The sequence below is a fragment of the Kushneria phyllosphaerae genome (assembly GCF_900312995.1).
GTDB classification, from domain to species: Bacteria; Pseudomonadota; Gammaproteobacteria; order Pseudomonadales; family Halomonadaceae; genus Kushneria; species Kushneria phyllosphaerae.
On record NZ_ONZI01000001.1, the window covers coordinates 778,645 to 796,130 of the forward strand.

A 17,486-nucleotide genomic window follows, 5' to 3' on the forward strand; every position below is an offset into this window, starting at 1 on the left:
GTCCTTACTGTCGTTGCATCATGGCTGCTCCCTATCTCCTTAGTCACCATGACGGTGACTTCTAGAATATAAGGGATACTGACATGTCCCTTGTATAGCTCCTGATTTATCGTCGGGAGTTTCCAAGTCCTATGGGCTGGTTACCTATGGGCTGGTTACCTTGATTGGTTTTGGATGGCCCTCATTCGTGGGGGCTTTTTCGTGTCTTAAATTTATGAATGGTCATTCTTTGGAGTGTTCATCCATAAATCTTCAAAGGTTCAAAATAATGACAACAATAAATTCAAATAAAGTGGGGCGACCAAAAGGGAGTAAGGCAAAAACTCCTGATGACATTATCCCCTATGCGACTATCGAAGATATACCGCTTCATGTGTTTACTAATCGCATGTGTACACAAACAGATAGCCCAGACCTGAAAGGTTATCTCTTGTATATGCTGGAACATTACCCGGATGACTTGGCATATATCTTCGATTACACGCAGCAATGGTGTGATATTGAAGGTGCCACATACAAGATGACTTTCAGGCAGTGGAAAACAAAACTTCACAAGGATTTAAATGGCTAACCTACAAAGACAACAAAGCTCACCGCTGCATATTGAAAACAGCATTATTCATAGTGGTCGCAGGGAACTTTCACCTGAACTCTTCCCCCAGACTGCTCGTGACATGATGCAGGACAGTACCATTAGTGGTGCTATGGCTTTCATCAAGTCGATCCTGAACAAGCCTTTCCGTATTGAGTACCACGAAAAGAGCACACAGGCAGAGAAAGCGTTAATTGACGACTTGAATACCTCTCTGGGCTCACTCAACTCATATACGCCATATCAGCTTATGAGCAACATCCTTGGAGCTTGTGAGTATGGCTATTCAGTACATGAGGTGGTGCTAACACGTAATAGCAATGGCCGTATGGTCTTTGGGAACATCTCTCCCATCCATCCCAGCACCATTAACCGCTTCCAGTTTGATAACGGCAGGCTGAAACAGCTTGAGCTGGGACCAGTACAGAATGACGGGAAGGTCGTTGATATCTCGATCCAGCGTGACAGGACAATTAACGGTGACAAGGTGCTTCTGTTTCGCCTGAACCCGTCACAGGACAATCCCCTTGGCACGTCGATGCTTCACAGCGTGTGGAGTGCATGGAAGCAAAAAAGCGTCATCGAGGAATACAGCCTCATTGCTGTTGCCAAGAACATGTCCGGTGTCCTGAACATCGAACTCCCGTCCGAGTATATCTCCAAGTTTCACACTGACCCGATGTCAGATGAAGCCATGTATGTGCAGCAGGTGATGGACCAAGCCCAGCTTATGCACGCTGGCAAGAGTTCCTTTGTGATGACTCCCAGTGATGTTTATGACGGCGGACAACGCATGTTCAACGTCACCACCATTGGCACCAACACAGCAGACAACGCTCAGGCCATCGAGCACATCCAGCGACTTGATACGGCCATCCTGATCAGTCTTCAGTCTCTGATCCTTCAGCTAGGCGCAGATTCCAATGGCTCCAATGCGCTGAGTGAGAGCAAGACTTACCTACTGGAAATATTCGTTAGCTCTCTACAGCGAATGATTGCAGATGAGTTTGCCAAGGCTCTGAAAATGGCCTTCAAGGCGAATGGGATGTCAGAGGACAGGCTGCCCCGGATCGTCTTTGAGGACACCACAGAGGTTGATTGGGACGTGTTTTCTAAAGCCTTCCAGCGCCTCACGCAGTCCGGTGCCATCACACCTGATCGTGACCTTGAAAACCATATCAGAGACACCTTGGGCGCTCCCCGTAGCAGTGGTTATCAACGCTCCCAGCGTGCTCAGGCAATCACCACAGCGGACCCTGACGAGCGCCTAGAGACGGACAAACAAGCATGACAGACCAAGAACAAAAGCTAATCAAACAGATGCGCTTCCTTGTGGGCGATACCGATACAGAATCCCCGCTTATCCCAGATGACACCTACCTATATCTGTTCGATCAGTACGGATCAGTACAGGTGGCAGCAGCGGAAGCACTGGAAAGCCTGATCAATGAACTTTCCTTGTCTCCCAAGCGTGAAAAAGCCGGCGGGTATGAGGTAGAGCGTCACGATATCGACACGCTGGAAAGACGCCTGACCAGTCTCAAGCGAAAGCGTAACCGGGTAGTCCCCATGATCGTTCATTCAGACAGGGAAAGCTGGGACGACTTCGATTCAATCTTTCAAAACAATCACAGGAGACCTTATGGGCAAGTTTGATGGTGCGGCCTTTGCCCGTGCCTACCGTGCATTCATGAATGAGCAGGAAGAGCCAGAGACCCCGCCAGAATCCACACCCGAAGATAACGAGCAGGCTTTAGAAGACATTCGAGAACGGCTAAGGCCAATTCTCTACAACGATGAAATGATTGATGAGTTTGCACCCGTATTCTTCAAGCTGAAAGATTCTGAACAAGTCGAACAAATCTACTCCCTCCTTGAATCGAAAGAATCCCAAATCAAAGAACTCTCTTCAGGCGACTACTTCAAACAAGAGTCCAGCCCGGAAGATAAGCAAGAGCATGAAGATTCTGAAGAGTCAGAAGAAGATGCAATCAACTATGTAGATCAAATTCTACAGCAACGTTATAACGACAATTAAGGAATACAATTAATGCCAAAGTTTGCAGATAACATCGTCCCAAGAGAAGGGTTCATCGTTAATATTGGCGGTGTTTACCACCTGCCTTTTGATCAGGTTCAACGTACCTTCACGGAAGCCCTGCCATCGGGAACCATCGTCACTGACGCTGATGGTGCTGCCCGTGGAATCCTAGCTGAAGACGTGGGCACAGACACACAAGTTGCCCGGATCATGGTTCGTGGTAATCCCACAACTGTTAATGCCAAGGCTCTTAACTACAACGGCCTAGATACTGATATCGCTAATGCTGAATTGGCTGAACTCAATATCGTAGTCGTAAACAAGTAATCCAATAATAACTACAGGGAACATAATTATAATGGCACTATTCAATAACAATCAGATTGTCGATCAGACACAATCAATTCAACGTATCCCAAATCAGCCCGGTCTAATGGGCGCTCTCGGTCTTTACCGTGATTCCATGGTGGGGAACGATGTTGTGGTGTTCGATGTTCGTGATAACAGCTTCCACATTCTGGAAGACAAGCGCCGCAACGTGGCACAGAAAAACAGCACTGAAGAACGTCCTTATGGGCGTCACCTGATGGAAGTCCCACACTATCCAATTGAGCGCACCATTGGCCGTGAACGTCTGGCAGGTGTCCGTCAGTTTGGCAGTGATACTGAAATGACCATCGCTCAGGCAGTGGCTGAAGAACTCGAACAGCAGTCCCAGAATCATGACGTGACAGAAGAATACCTGAAAGCCGCCATGACCATTCAGGGCCGCTATGCCACTACCAATTTTGGCACTGTCGATATGGCTGATGAATTTGGCGTACAGCGTGAGACAGAAGCGCTGGCAACTGGTGACATGCTCACTGGTATTCGATCAGCACAGCGCAAGGCAAAGAATGGCCTACGCAATGGCGGGATGACTTCAGGCTACATCATGCTGGCTGGTCCTGAACTCTTTGAACAGATTCTGAAAGAGCCGGACCTTCTGGCGGCCTACCAATACAGCAACAGCGCAAGTAACCCGCTGCGTAATGAGCTGGGTACAGTAGGGCAGCACTACCAGATGCTCTCTTGGGGCAATCTCAACATCATCATGTATGAAGACACCTTCAGCCCGAACGATGGTGAGCCGGTAGAGCTACTGGCATCAGATGCTGGTGTCCTGTTCCCACGTACCACTCTGGGCCGCTGCTTCTTTGGTCCTGAAAGCACCCTGACAGGTCTTGGCGCTGGTGGTGCTCGTCGGTTTGCCCGCTCATTCCGTGATGAGCATGACCGTTATGTTCAGGTTGAATCTGAAATGAACATTCTCCCCATCGCTGAACAGTACGGCGCTGTTGTAGATGTCACCTTGGGCGCTTCCGCCTAACACGAGTCACTTGGCCGGACTCTGTTTCGTTTCGCCCTGTCTGTTCCTCGCAGGCAGGGTTTTTTATTACCCCTCGTAAATCGCTCACACAGCCTCCCTGAGAGCTTTTCCAGATTACCCCTGCCAAGTGGTCGAATTAACCGGGAAGAGCGCTGAGGAAGGCGCACAGTTAGATATATAAGGATAAAAAAATATGGCACGGCAAGCAAAAAGAAATTATCAGTTTCACCTGACACAGGAAGAACTTGAAGACGTTGTAATTCACTCCCCTTTATCCCAAAAGCAAGAAGCATTCATGCAGGATAATGAGTCAGACATCATTGTTTTTGGTGGTGCCAAGGGTAGTGGTAAATCCCAAATGACCCTCCTGAAAATGTTCAATGCTGGGATGTTTGATAAAGACTATTCAGCAGTAATCACAATGTATTCCCAGAAAATGATCAAAGGTGCTGGTTCACTCTGGTCTACAGGGAACAAACTGTTCACCCGGTATGGTGTCAGAAGTAATGGACTGGAAATGAACTGGTCTTTCCCTTCCGGTGCTGAAATTAAATGTCACCATCTTTTGGATAATCAACAAGACTTTTATGGTTTCCAAATAACACACGGTTTTGTTGATGAGGCTCAATTCACTAAGGTCGATGATGTCTGGCACCTGATCACAAGGATGCGAAGCAAGAGTAAAAGAAAGCACCAACTCATGCTGACCTGTAACCCTGATCGTAATTCCTTCTTGTGTGACTGGCTCACTCGTGGTGGCTATCTATTGGAGTCTGGTCTTCCCAATCCTGATATGGATGGTCAAAAGGTTTGGATGATTCAGATTGGCGGTGAGTTTCAATTCTTCAAGGACAGGAATGAAATAACAGAACAGTTTGGCTCTGAGGTTGCTGGTTTTGCTCTACGTTTCGTTTTCTATTCGGCAAACATTTACGATAACCCTTGGCTACTGAAGAATCAGCCTAAGTACGTGCATAACCTTGAGAACCAAAAGCGTATAGACCGAGAAAAGAACCTTTTAGGTAACTGGTACGTAGCAGAAGAAAACAGCGGATATGCCAAACGGGAGATGTTCAAGGAATGTCCACTCTCAGATGTCCCGCTGGGCCTTCCCACTGTACGTGCTTGGGACTTGGCTGCTACCAAACCTTCTGAAGTGAACCCAGACCCTGACTGGACGAGAGGCGTTAAAGCCACTTATGACAAGGCTGATGGCTCTTTCTACATCATGGGCATGGATAGCATCAGGGATCGATCAGCACTGGTGCAGGACGCCATAGAAAAGGCTGCCAAGCAGGATGGCCGTGAGGTCTATGTCTCCATTCCCGTTGACTCTGGCAGTGCCGGGAAGACCGTAGCAGACCAGAAGAAAGCCAGACTCATGAAGCTTGGTCACAAGGTGGTATTGAGCAGCGCCAGACAATCCAAGATGAAACGTGCTGAACCCTTCCTGTTAGCTCTCCAAGAGGGAAAGGTGCATGTAGTCAAAGGCACATTTTCGGAACAGGACTATGCCGAGATTGAAAACTTCGATGGTGCCAAAAGTAATGGTTACCACGATGACATCATTGATGCTATCGCTGATGCCTACACCACACTCTCATCTAAATCACTTGTCCCGACTATCAGAATACCTACAGACAATCTTTCGAATGCAAGAAGGATGACGGGAACAACACTCATATAACAATAAAGGATAATAACTATGGCCGGTAAAGGCATAACAGAACTATTTGCTGACTTCAGCTTTAGGGTAGACCTGAAAGGTCTCAGAAAGTTTGAAAATGTGCTTGGTGATGTGGAAAAGCGCCTTAATGGTGTCTCTCGCTCCATCAGTCAAAGTGAAAGCAAACTAGCACGACAGATAAAGACACAACGAAAGAGCAACGACCAGCAGAAAAAGACTGTCACTGGCCTCACTGCCATTGAAAAGAGACTTGATAAAAATTCTGGTGCACTACAACAAGTCAGAAAGGATTACCAGCGGGTCAATGATGCCCGGCACTCTGGTGACATGTCCGTTGAAAGGTCCAAAAGGCTCCTTGGTGAACTGGCCCAGAAGTACAGGCAGCTACAGTATGAGCGCACACACTCTGGTGCCAACAAAGCTGTAAGGGACTTTGAGCAGCTATCCAAACGCTTTGATCGTAATAGCGCCAGACTGAATGAACTGAGGGGCGCTTACTACCGTGTCAATTCTGCCCGTAGAGAAGGGCATCTCGGCATGGAGCGCTCAAGCAGACTCCTGAACAAGCTGCAAAGCGATTACAGGAGCTTACAGGGCCGTATAAATGGAGCAGCAGTAGCTCAGGACAGGTTCACTGGATCAAGCCTCACACGAACTCCTAAAGCCGCTTCTGGTAGTGCTGGTGGTATGGCAATGCTTGGCAGGTTCTCTGTTGGTGGGCTGGCTGGTATCGGTGCCGCTCTTGGTGTGGGTATGGCAAAGGATCGTGTTCAGCGCTCTTCAAAGGGATATCAAAATTGGCAAAGTAGCGGCAATGCTCTCACAGCCGTTACAGGTAGCCGCGAGACAGGAGAACGGGACAGACAATTTGTAGTTGGGGAATCCGTAAGAATTGGCACGGACCTGTCGAGTGCTCTTGAGAACTACACCAAGCTGGCAGCCAGTACCCAGAACGCTGATTACACCAAACAGCTATTCACGGCGATTCAGGAGAGAGGGACTGTTCTAGGTGTCGATTCTGCCACCATGTCCAACGCTGTACGGGCCTTGGGACAGATGGCGAGTAAAGGGCAGGTCATGAGTGAAGAACTCAAAGGCCAGCTTGCTGAAGCCATTCCCGGTGCTGTTGGTGATGCTGCCAGAGCACTTGGATATGTGAACAAGGACGGCACGGCCAACGTCCAAAAGCTACAGGATGAGCTTCAAAAGGGTAATGTTCAGGCTACCCGCTTGCTTCCTCGTCTGGCTGCACTCTGGTCCCAGCAGTCTCGTGAAGGTGGAGCACTGCAACAGGCCACACAAAGCACCAGAGCCAAAGAAAACCGACTGACAACACAGCGGACCCTTTCCAATATCGTTCTCAATGAATCAGGTCTTGATAAAGGCTATTCCCGCATCTTGACCGAACTCAGGGAGACGACAGCGGAAGCAGGGCCAGCACTCAAGGCTTTGGGAGATGCCTTTGGGAGCATTGCTGATGGTGCAATCATCCCTGCCATTGATCGTATGGGTAAGCTTGCCAACACAATTGGCACCTTCTATCTGGCTAACAAAGAGGCTATCAAGTCTGTCCTTGGCACCATTAATCAACTGTACACACCCGTACAGGACATGATGGAGGTATGGGATAGCTGGCTGACAGCCACCAAGAATATCTTTGCCCTATGGAAGTCCAATGCTTCCCTTGGCGACAAGATTTTCGGGACACTGACCAATGCCATTCATCCTGTCGTGACAAGTGTTCAGCAGCTTTATGACAACCTGTCAGCACTGATCGAGAAGGTCACAGGGTTCAATCCTGCTACCAAGATCAAAAGCATCTATCAGGACACAAAGAGCTGGCTGGGCTTTGATGCCAATGACACCAACGTTCAACTGACAGCACAGAAGTACATGGGGATTGATGCTGGTGTTCAACTACCTGCACTGGACACACTGGATAGGATGGGAAGAGAGTCTATTACCAACTCCTACATGAACCAGCAGGATGACAACAGAACATCGAACACGGACAACAGCACACACCACTATGACCATTCAGTGAGACACACCATTGATGGTGTCACTTTCAATATCTCTGGTGAAGGTATGAATGCCAAAGAGGTTGGCTGGGAGATTGAAAACAGGCTTCAAGGAGTGTTTGCCAGTGCATCCTTGAATGAGCCGGAGACGGAACGGTGACCTATGGTGCTTTCGTTCTCATGGTCACACTGTTGTTCCAAGCACCTATCGCTGATAAGCACGTTGGTAACTCTATTCACATTGAGAACTCATGTAGATCAAGTGTGGTGGAAGTGATCCATCGATAAGCTACTTCAAGGCTGCCTCCGGGCGGCCTTTTTTATGAATCTATGAATCTTTACATGGGTTAATCAAACAACAAGCCCCCATAGTAATCAGAATCAATTATCCACGCCATCCTGATAACTTTGAACTACCAGATATTCACAGAGTTACTAACAGATATTTGATAGTGATGTATCGGTAGGGGAGAGGATGGAAGGTGAATTGATAGTGTATGACTACTGAATTACATGCTGAGATAGTCAGAATGAGGTGCTGAAATGGTCGATTCAGGGTGCTGGCAAGGCTGATTTAGGGTGTTGAAACGACCCAATTTGGTGCAAAGTACCATAAGAAATTATGCATTTAACATAAGAAGCATTATCTGTAGTCAGCATTAGGTATCTAATCAGCAAGTAATGTCACACTTTCGAGAGCATAGGAATACAATAATGTGAGTGGATACTAACACAATAAGATATTGATGATTCTCTATATATGCTTGAGAGTAAATGTGAATGGTTATCGTCAGCTGTTGATAACCAATAGTTATGATTGTGAGCGTTTTTAGAATGTTTTATTAGGGGTAGTGCCCGACAAATACTGTAGCTACTTCAAGACAGTTTTTTTGCCCAGTAAAGTATTCTTTTTGATTATAACCTTGGAAGGAATTAAAGATATCCGAGCCATAATGTTCGTATCAAGTTCTATACGTGCTCTCAAAAGGTTCTCCGACGATGATAAATATTGATTGAAGTCGTTCATTTTTGAGTTGGCAGCTTTTAATTTTTCTTTTGCACTGAGGTATTTGTCTTCATCGTTTTTTAATACTTTTTGAATTTCTTCTGAGTACGTCTTCGATTTCGAAAAAATTTCTTCGATAAGCAAGTAACTATCTTTGCTTATGAATATCTTATAGATAGGGGCTCTTGTCTTAAATCTGTCTATTTCATCTTGTATCAATCTCAGTTCATTAGACATGAACGAATAGTCTTCCTTTGAGACTAATTCTCGAATGTCCGCTTCGTTGTCTTGATTTTTCTTAGCTATTTTGCCTAGAAGTTCTGTTGTTTCTTCATAAATCTCAATTTTTTTTGTCCACCTTTGTTGCCTTTCAAAAATGAAAAAGCCTGCAACAATAGTGATGATAGGGCTTGTGAGTATTGCAAAGACTGACCAGTTCATGCTATTTCCAATAAGCTATGTATGCCTGAGCGACCGTACCGCAAGCCACCACGAATGTTAATGCTGCTGTTATTACCTGCGGTGTCAATAGGCTTCTGTGCTTTCTTTCCTCTTCATCGTAGTCCGAAAGTGTTTTCAACGCTTTTGGAGTTATGCTGTAACCGTCTTTTGTTTTGTTCAAGTCCCCTGTTTCACTTAAAGAGTCAAGTATAAGTTTTACCCTGATATGCTCATATCTAGAGTTAGGGTGTCTGTACCAGAGTTGACCATTCTTACGTGTTAAATAAGTCCCAGCATCGAATGATGTGCTTCTATACGTATAGGAAAATACATCTTTAGTGTTCTCCAGATACATGTCAACAAGGGTTCTAAGTATATTGACTCTGTCTTCAACTAATATGTCACGCTTGTTGAATAGGTACTGCCTAAAGGCACGGGCTAAGATGCTCTTATTTACAAGCACTCTTTTCTTTAAGCTATTTGAGTAGCTGAAGTTTTCTAAGCCGTTATGAAATAAGACAGCGCCTTTGTAGTGATGCACTACCTCATAGTTTCTATATGTAGTTTTACTGATCGCTATATGGCTTTCTCTCGTGAATACCCTTTCTTCTTCGAACCATTCTTTGCAAAGTAAGTTATCACCCTTGACTCTTTTAACAAGAAGATTTTCTGAGCCGTCATCATTATTTATATAAACGCTATAGCAATCTTCTTTCCCTGTAATTTTGATACGATCAGGGCAAGACTTCTTTAAAGCTCTTTCTATTCTCTTCTTGGCCGTTTTAGCCTTCATGTCTTTCTGCCCTTCTCCATAGCCTCTCAATGACTTCTGAGCGCTTCCAGCCAGTCATCAGATACCTATGGCTACCTTGTCTCTGTTCGTCTGCTACAGGCCAATCTGAGAGCCTACAGCGACCGCTGAATATTCGATTCTTGAGCCATACGCAATGGTACTCAATTAGGAGATTATCAGGTGGTGGAGTCTCATAGCCATCTATCCAGCCTTTCTGGATCAGCTTCTGTTTCCATGCCCTGATTTTTTCTTGATACATGGGGTTAGTGTGGGGAGTTGCCATAGGTCGATTACTGTATAAATGAACAGTATTTGATGCTATGAAAATTGGACTGGAAGGGCAATAAAAAACCCGGCACGAGTGAACGTGACCGGGCATCGGTGAGGGAGGTAACCAAGGAACCGCGCTGATAGGCTCGCCCTCACCATCCTATCCATTGTCATATCGGCAAGGTCTGATGAACCTTTAGAAATTCAGTAGAAATTTTGTGGTTCATCATTGCTTGACATGCTTTCAGCTCGTGGCCGCCATGAACCCGTGCCCCTGCGGCCATCTGGGTGACCCGCGCCAGCAGTGCAGCTGTACCCCCAATCAGATTCAACGCTATCAGGCGCGTCTGTCCGGTCCGCTTTTGGACCGCATTGATCTACAGATCGAAGTACCGGCGCTGCCCGCCGAACAGCTCACTGCCAAAACGCAGGGCGAGAATTCCGAGACCGTGCGCGCACGTGTAATGGCCGCGCGAAAGATCCAATATGCCCGCGGTGGCCTCAACGCCCATCTCTCCACCAGCGAACTGGAAACCGCCTGCGCACTGGGCGATGACGAACGGGCCTGGCTCTCCGGGGTGCTGGCACGGCTGAATCTCTCGGCGCGGGCCTATCACCGCGTGCTCAAGGTCGCGCGCACCATTGCGGATTTAAACGGTGAGGCAAAAGTCGAGAAGGGCGCGCTGATGGAGGCAATCGGCTATCGCCAGCTGGATCGGATGATGGGGCGAGGCGTATAGGGCAGAGACGATACTGCCTGATACCGGGCGGTATCAGGCGTTGATGGCGCGTTCCATGCGGGCAAAAACCGGTGCACACTGGCCGTGCCAGTAGCTGTCAAAGTCAAAGCGACCCTGCTCACTTTCATACCAGCGGTAGGCATCCGCCTTCAGATTCGCTGCCTGGCGTCCCTTCATGTGGGCGCCTCTCTGTTTGAAGGCCGATTGCAGAATGTTGAACGCCTCGGGTTCAAACCCCTTTTCGGCGCCGGTCACCGCACAGGTATAGATGGCGACTGCCTGGCTGCCGGGGGTGTTGAATTCGTCGCTGATATAGCCCTGTGCCACGACATTGAGTGATGTCATTAGCAGAAGGGCGCCGGCCCATAGGGTTGTCATGCTCGGTTTCATAATGTTGGCCCGTGGGAAAAAGCGTGATCATTTCAAGACCGGTGGCGCTGGTCTGCTTACTGTTATCGGCATTATGTACACGTAACTTTACATTAAAGGGGTGACGGATCAGGACGGTTCAGCGGTGCCTCAGGTGCCCGGCGGGCAGTAGGTCAGGGCTTCATGAGCGACCATGTCGGGCATAAAAAAACCGCCCCACTGTGTTTTTGGGGCGGTTCCGGTCTGAGATTCTTGCAGGTCAGGCAGGCTCTGGCGTCTTGATTGACTCGCCAAGCGTGATACCGGGAAGATCGCCTCTCATCGTCTCCTGTGGCTGGTAGTGGATCACCGAGCGAATGGCCTCGCCGCGATGGAGCAGGTCAAATGCCGTGTTGAGCTGATCATGCGTCATGTTGTGTGTGATGTAGGGATCGACATCGAAGCGGCCGGACAGCCACTCATCGACCATGCCCGGAAGCTCCGAGCGGCCCAGCACGCCGCCAAAGGCGCTGCCGCGCCAGACACGCCCGGTGACCAGCTGGAATGGACGGGTCGAAATTTCCTCACCGGCCCCGGCCACGCCGATGATGATGCTCTCACCCCAGCCCTTGTGGCAGCATTCGAGCGCGGCGCGCATCAGCGTGACATTACCGACGCACTCAAAAGAGAACTCCACGCCGCCGCTGGTCATGTCGATAATCACTTCATGCAGTGGCTCGGGATGATCGTTCGGGTTGAGGCACTCGGTGGCCCCCAATGACTCGGCGAGCGCAAACTTGGCCGGGTTGACGTCAATGCCGATAATTCGTCCGGCGCCCTGCAGTCTTGCCCCTTGAATCACTGCCATGCCCACCGCGCCAAGACCGAATACGGCGACGGTGTCCCCGGGCTGTACCTTCGCAGTATTGCGCACGGCACCAATACCGGTGGGCACAGCACAGCCCATGACGCAGGCCTTCGCCAGCGGCGCTTCCGGATTGATTTTCGCCACTGCAATCTCCGGCAGCACGGTGTACTCGCTGAAGGTACTGGTGCCCATGTAGTGACGAATGGTCTTGCCCTTGTAGGAGAAACGACTGGTGCCATCCGGCATCAGGCCCTGCCCCTGGGTCTTGCGAATGGTCTGGCACAGGTTGGTTCTGCCTGACTGGATGTAGGGGCAGTTGGGGTCTTCCGGGGTATAGAGCGGAATGATGTGATCGCCCGGTTTGACCGAAGTGACCCCCTTGCCGATCTCCTCGACGATCCCTACGCCTTCATGACCGAGCACACAGGGGAATATCCCTTCGGGGTCGCGTCCGGAGAGGGTAAACATGTCGGTATGGCACAGGCTGGTAGTGACGATGCGGACCAGCACCTCACCGGCCTTCGGGCCTTCCAGATCAATCTCCTCGATTTCCAGTGGGCGGTTCGGTTCCCAGGCAATGGCAGCGCGCGTTTTCATGAACTCTCCAGAAAGGATGGCAGGGCAATCGCTACCCTTGGGGCTTGTGATGAGACAATACGGTGTAGTCATGTACCGTCTCTTAAATAAAACGTTATAACATAACAATAGTGGGTGCAATTCGTTCATCGGTTTTCCTGTTGAGTCCTTTGGGATGCCCCTGGAGCTACACCCAATGGCGCATCGCACTTTGATAGGCGCACGCTAATATGGAAGTCGATGTTACCGGGACGTTCACAGGCGGCCATAGAACAGGGATGGGAGAATGATCATGCAGGGAAGCGCATCAAGAAGGGCAACAGGCCGTCTTCTGACAGGACTGATGCTGGCATGGGCGCTGGCAGGCTGTGCCAGCAGTGGCGGTGCGGGCAGTGATCCCAAAACCTCGGCGCAATCCCCTGACCGCGCCTGGGGGCCGGTCATGGAGGCCATCTCCAGAGCGGACTTGTACGAGGATGAAAAAACGGTAGTGGATCTGATTCCCCGTCGTGATCCGAGCCTGATAGTGGCGGACTATCAGACGCGCACTGCCAGCGGGCCGCTCTCCCGGGCAGCGCTTGAAACCTTCGTCAACGACAACTTCAACGAGCCGCCTGAAAATGCCTCGCGCCTGTCCGAGGATGCTGACACGCCCATCGATGAGCACATCAAGCACCTCTGGCCCTATCTGACGCGAGACCCTGCCGCCACCGATGAGGGGCAGTGGAGCAGTCTGGTGGTGTTGCCACACCACTATGTGGTGCCGGGCGGTCGCTTCAACGAGATGTTCTACTGGGACAGCTTTTTTACCATGCTGGGGCTGGCCCACAGTGACCGCTATGATCTGGTGCGTGACATGGTGGACAACTTCGCCTGGCTGATCGATCAGTACGGCTTTATCCCCAACGGCACCCGCACCTATTTTCTGACCCGCAGTCAGCCGCCGTTTTTTGCCTCGATGGTCGGACTGCTGGCCGAGCATGACGGTGACAAGGTCTATCAGCGCTATTTGCCCGAACTTTCGCGGGAACATGACTACTGGATGCGTGGCGCCGAGTCTCTGGCCCCGGGCCAGGCCAGCGAACACGTGGTCAGACTGGAAGACGGCACGCTGCTCAACCGCTACCACGGCAGTGAAAACACGCCGCGTCCGGAATCGTATGCCGGGGAAATTGCGCTGGCGGAAAAGGCCTCCAATCGACCGGCCGCGGAAGTGTATGGCGATCTGCGCGCCGCTGCCGAAAGCGGCTGGGATTTCAGCTCACGCTGGATGCGTGACGGTAGCCAACAGACCACCATTGCCACTCGGGACTTTCTGCCGGTGGATCTCAATGCCCTCCTGTTCCATCTGGAAAAAACGCTGGCCCACGCCTGGCAGCTTGAAGGCAACCAGGCGCGCGCCGAGCAGTTCGATAAGCTGGCCGAAACGCGTCGCGAGGCGATCAATCGGGTCTTCTGGGATGCCGAGCGCGGCCTTTATACCGACTACAACTGGCGTGATCAGCACCTGAGCCAGGTGGTCTCCGCCGCCACGGTCTACCCGCTGACCTTCGGGGTGGCCGATCAGGGCCGTGCCGATGCCACGGCCGGTGCCATTGAACGCGAGCTTTTGAGGCCCGGCGGCCTGGTCACCACCAATCGCCATACCGGGGAGCAGTGGGACGCGCCCAACGGATGGGCGCCGCTACAGTGGCTGGCGGTGGAAGGGCTGTCCCGCTATGGCCAGACGCGCCTGGCCGGCACCATCGCCCGGCGCTGGATCGACACCAATCAGCGCGTTTATGACCAGACCGGCAAGCTGGTGGAAAAATACAACGTGGAAAATCCCGGCGTGGGCGGTGGCGGCGAGTATGAGGTCGTCGACGGCTTTGGCTGGACCAACGGCGTGCTGCTGGATCTGATGGCGCGCTACCCCGAGCAGGCGCGCACGCCCTGAGTCGCGCCCTGGGTTATCCACACCCTCCTGCCTCCTTCAGCCCCCGGCGCCTGTGAACAGACAGGCGCCGGTTCAGGGCAGCATCGCCATCATGGTTAGGCTATCCTGAGCGGTTCGTTGATATGGTGCGGGAGTGCTTTGATGCAGCTGATTTCTCTTCAGGGCGCGCAGATTCGGCAGTGGCTTGACGCGCTGGCGACGCTGCGCATCCGGGTCTTTCGTGAGTTCCCCTATCTCTATGATGGCTCGCTCGACTACGAGCGTGACTATCTGGAAACCTACGTCCAAAGCGATGACAGTCTCTGTGTGTTGGTGCTCGACGGTGAGCAGGTCGTGGGGATGAGCACGGCCCTGCCGCTGGCCCATGAGGATGAGGCGTTCAGGCGTCCCTTTATCGAACAGGGCATTGAGGTCGAGACCGTCTGCTATTTCGGCGAATCCATTTTGCTGCCCGAGTATCGCGGCCAGGGGCTGGGCGTACGCTTTTTCGAGGCCCGCGAGGCGCATGCCAGAGCGCTTGTCGGCGTTCGTTATACGGCCTTTTGCGCGGTAGAACGCCCCGACGACCATCCGCTGCGCCCGACGGATTACCAGCCGCTGGACGCTTTCTGGCAGCGGCGCGGTTATACACACCGTCCCGAACTCTACGCCCGCTATGAGTGGCAGGACATTGACGCTGCGACGCCGGACCACAAGACGCTTCGTTTCTGGCTCAAGACGCTCGACTGACGCCACCGCGACCTCCGGGGCGTCCGCCCCGATTTCCCTTTTTATCAAGGAGTGCCCATGCATCTGGCCCTGTGTCAGTACGCCATCGAGCTGTTTGAACAGCCACACGACTACCGAGAGCATCTTGAGTCACTCATTGAGCAGGCGGCCCGCCGCGGTGCAGAGCTTCTGGTCATGCCGGAATATTCAAGCCTGGTCATGACCGGCCAGATGCCGACGGACGTGCGCGGTGATCTGCACGCCTCCATTGCGGCCCTGCAGTCGATGCTGCCGGCCTGGCTGGAACAGTGTGAAGCGCTGGCGAAGCGTTTCGGGGTCTATCTGGTGCCGGGCAGCGCACCAGTGCTGGATGATGACGGCGTCTATCGCAACCGTGCCTGGATGTTTGGTCCCAGTGGTCTGGTCGGCACCCAGGACAAGCTGATCATGACGCGCTTTGAGCGCGAGCACTGGGGCATTGAAGGCGGCAGCGGCCTGCAGGTGTTTGATACGGCGCTTGGCAAGCTTGGCATTCTGATCTGCTACGACAACGAGTTTCCCATGGCCGCGCGCTTACTGGCCGAGCAGGGCGTGGACCTGATCGTCTCACCGAGCTGCACCGATACCGAATCCGGTTATTACCGGGTACGTACCGGCGCGCGGGCCAGGGCGCTGGAAAACCAGATTGCCGTGGCCGTATCGCCCACGGTAGGCGAGGCGGCCTGGTCGCAGGCACTGGATTACAACTACGGGCGTGCCGGGCTCTATGTACCGGCCGATATCGGCATGCCGTCCAGTGGTGTAGTGGCGCAAAGCGAGCACATCACGATCGATCGCAGCTCTTGGCTACATGTGGAGCTGGACCTTTCTGCCATCGCCGCCCTGCGCGACGACGGCCAGGTGCTGCTGCGCCGCGACTGGCCGGAGCAGTTCGACCCCGCGCGGATGTATGTCATAGAGAAGTGAGCCGTTCCTGTGGCTGGCAGTCGGCTTCACGATCATCGGCATAAAACGTGACCCGCGTGACGGCGTTATAGAGACAGCCATGATCGTTCCAGATCATGCTGTCCGGCTGTTCATGGCCGCGGTCGTCACGGGCGCGTACCTGCAGAACATGATGGCCGGCGTCGAGCTGGCAGGTCAGCGACCAGCAGACCCAGGCGCCGGCGATGTTGGGGGTGTGCAGGGTGGCGTTCTGCCACGCGCCGTCATCAAGACGGCATTCCACCGCGGTGATCTGCCCTTCGCCCGACAGGGCGCGCCCACGCAGAATCGTGTCTCCGGCGCCGAGTCGGGCATCGTCTTCAAGGTCCACCAGGCTCATGACCGGCATGGTGGTGATGGGTATACCGTCGGCCTCGCCTTCGGCCGGGTAGTCCGGGCCTGCCAGGGTGTAGTCCTGCGTGTTCCAGTACGTGTTGAGCGCGTCACGCGACACCTCAAGGCGACCCAGCCATTTGACACTGGCCGCGCCCAGCCAGCCGGAGACGACCAGTCGCGCCGGAAATCCGTGGTCGATCGGTAGCGGTTCGCCGTTCATGGCCAGCGCCACGATCGTGTCATCGGCGAGCGCCTTGTCGATTGGCAGCGGACGGGCAAAGCGGCCGCTGTCGAGCCCTTCCGGCAGGACATGAAAGGCGCCGTCTTCAAGGCCTGCCAGGGCCAGCACGTCGCGCAGACGCACGCCGCTCCATTCCGCCACCCCGACCGCGCCCTGGCCCCACTGGGCGCCTTCGGCGGCCGTGCCAAAGTCGCGGGCAAAGCAGGCGCGCGCATTGCCGGCACATTCGATGGCGCGGATGACACTGACGCGCGGGAGTCGTTCGAGATCGGCAAGACGCAGAGAGTGTTCGCGTGACAGGGCATCTCCGGTCAGCGTCAGCCGCCAGTCAGCGGCCTCAAGCTCCGGGATATCGAAATGGCTGCGCACAAAGAACTGACGGTTGGGGGTGAGATAGCCCGGCAGTCGGGACAGGCGTGTCTCGACGTTGGTGGCCCCCCCTTCTTCGGGATGGCAGAAATACCTGGCAGGCAGTGGCTTGAAAATACCGGGGTGGTGACTCATGACAGGGCGCTCCAGACAGACCAGT

Annotated in this window: 16 protein-coding genes and 1 pseudogene; 12 read left to right on the plus strand and 5 right to left on the minus strand. The window is 52.4% G+C overall.

Features of this window, described 5'->3' with window-relative positions:
- The first annotated feature begins 268 nt into the window (after positions 1–268).
- The 8 genes from KSP9073_RS17465 (at position 269) to KSP9073_RS03445 (ending at position 7,870) form a co-directional block, all read left to right on the plus strand.
- Positions 269–571, plus strand: coding sequence for a hypothetical protein (locus tag KSP9073_RS17465; protein WP_133240976.1), 303 nt, complete (start codon positions 269–271; stop codon positions 569–571).
- Positions 564–1,883, plus strand: a complete 1,320-nt coding sequence (locus tag KSP9073_RS03415) for a phage portal protein family protein (protein WP_108841519.1) — start codon at positions 564–566, stop codon at positions 1,881–1,883. The genes KSP9073_RS17465 and KSP9073_RS03415 overlap by 8 nt, the downstream gene beginning before the upstream one ends.
- Positions 1,880–2,248, plus strand: coding sequence for a hypothetical protein (locus tag KSP9073_RS03420; protein WP_108841520.1), 369 nt, complete (start codon positions 1,880–1,882; stop codon positions 2,246–2,248). Before KSP9073_RS03415 ends, KSP9073_RS03420 begins: the two co-directional genes overlap by 4 nt.
- Positions 2,235–2,630 (plus strand): hypothetical protein, encoded by a 396-nt coding sequence (locus KSP9073_RS03425; protein ID WP_108841521.1) that lies wholly within the window; start codon positions 2,235–2,237, stop codon positions 2,628–2,630. The genes KSP9073_RS03420 and KSP9073_RS03425 overlap by 14 nt, the downstream gene beginning before the upstream one ends.
- Positions 2,631–2,642: 12 nt before the next feature.
- Positions 2,643–2,960: a CBS domain-containing protein gene (locus tag KSP9073_RS03430; RefSeq protein ID WP_108841522.1), complete on the plus strand. Its 318-nt coding sequence runs from the start codon at positions 2,643–2,645 to the stop codon at positions 2,958–2,960.
- Positions 2,961–2,991: 31 nt separating this feature from the next.
- Positions 2,992–4,002: a major capsid protein gene (locus tag KSP9073_RS03435; RefSeq protein WP_108841523.1), complete on the plus strand. Its 1,011-nt coding sequence runs from the start codon at positions 2,992–2,994 to the stop codon at positions 4,000–4,002.
- A 193-nt stretch (positions 4,003–4,195) separates the two neighbouring features.
- Positions 4,196–5,689 (plus strand): phage terminase large subunit family protein, encoded by a 1,494-nt coding sequence (locus KSP9073_RS03440; RefSeq protein WP_108841524.1) that lies wholly within the window; start codon positions 4,196–4,198, stop codon positions 5,687–5,689.
- Between the two features lie 18 nt (positions 5,690–5,707).
- Entirely contained in the window at positions 5,708–7,870 is a 2,163-nt protein-coding gene (locus KSP9073_RS03445; RefSeq protein WP_108841525.1) for a tape measure protein, read from the plus strand.
- A 711-nt stretch (positions 7,871–8,581) separates the two neighbouring features.
- On the opposite strand, the gene KSP9073_RS03450 is transcribed toward KSP9073_RS03445, so the two are convergent.
- Both KSP9073_RS03450 and KSP9073_RS03455 read right to left on the minus strand, forming a co-directional pair.
- Entirely contained in the window at positions 8,582–9,157 is a 576-nt protein-coding gene (locus KSP9073_RS03450) for a hypothetical protein (RefSeq protein ID WP_108841526.1), read from the minus strand.
- Position 9,158: 1 nt separating this feature from the next.
- Positions 9,159–9,950, minus strand: coding sequence for a hypothetical protein (locus tag KSP9073_RS03455; protein WP_108841527.1), 792 nt, complete (start codon positions 9,948–9,950; stop codon positions 9,159–9,161).
- Positions 9,951–10,462: 512 nt separating this feature from the next.
- Between KSP9073_RS03455 and KSP9073_RS03460 the strand changes: the two are divergent.
- Positions 10,463–10,960: pseudogene (locus tag KSP9073_RS03460) on the plus strand (magnesium chelatase subunit ChlI family protein); the annotation flags it as partial.
- Between the two features lie 33 nt (positions 10,961–10,993).
- On the opposite strand, the gene KSP9073_RS03465 reads toward KSP9073_RS03460, so the two are convergent.
- Complete coding sequence (locus tag KSP9073_RS03465; protein WP_133240977.1) at positions 10,994–11,338, minus strand: hypothetical protein; 345 nt, start codon at positions 11,336–11,338, stop codon at positions 10,994–10,996.
- A 250-nt stretch (positions 11,339–11,588) separates the two neighbouring features.
- Complete coding sequence (locus tag KSP9073_RS03470; RefSeq protein WP_108841529.1) at positions 11,589–12,773, minus strand: S-(hydroxymethyl)glutathione dehydrogenase/class III alcohol dehydrogenase; 1,185 nt, start codon at positions 12,771–12,773, stop codon at positions 11,589–11,591.
- 271 nt (positions 12,774–13,044) lie between these two features.
- Between KSP9073_RS03470 and treA the strand changes: the two genes are divergently transcribed.
- The 3 genes from treA to KSP9073_RS03485 all read left to right on the plus strand — a co-directional run bounded on the left by treA (position 13,045) and on the right by KSP9073_RS03485 (position 16,362).
- Entirely contained in the window at positions 13,045–14,688 is a 1,644-nt protein-coding gene (gene treA, locus KSP9073_RS03475) for an alpha,alpha-trehalase TreA (RefSeq protein WP_108842024.1), read from the plus strand.
- Positions 14,689–14,829: 141 nt separating this feature from the next.
- Positions 14,830–15,417: a GNAT family N-acetyltransferase gene (locus KSP9073_RS03480; RefSeq protein ID WP_108841530.1), complete on the plus strand. Its 588-nt coding sequence runs from the start codon at positions 14,830–14,832 to the stop codon at positions 15,415–15,417.
- A 57-nt stretch (positions 15,418–15,474) separates the two neighbouring features.
- Entirely contained in the window at positions 15,475–16,362 is an 888-nt protein-coding gene (locus KSP9073_RS03485; RefSeq protein ID WP_108841531.1) for a carbon-nitrogen hydrolase family protein, read from the plus strand.
- Here the strand turns inward: KSP9073_RS03485 and KSP9073_RS03490 are convergent.
- Positions 16,349–17,461, minus strand: a complete 1,113-nt coding sequence (locus tag KSP9073_RS03490) for a sulfite oxidase (RefSeq protein WP_108841532.1) — start codon at positions 17,459–17,461, stop codon at positions 16,349–16,351. The genes KSP9073_RS03485 and KSP9073_RS03490 overlap by 14 nt on opposite strands.
- Positions 17,462–17,486 lie beyond the last annotated feature (25 nt).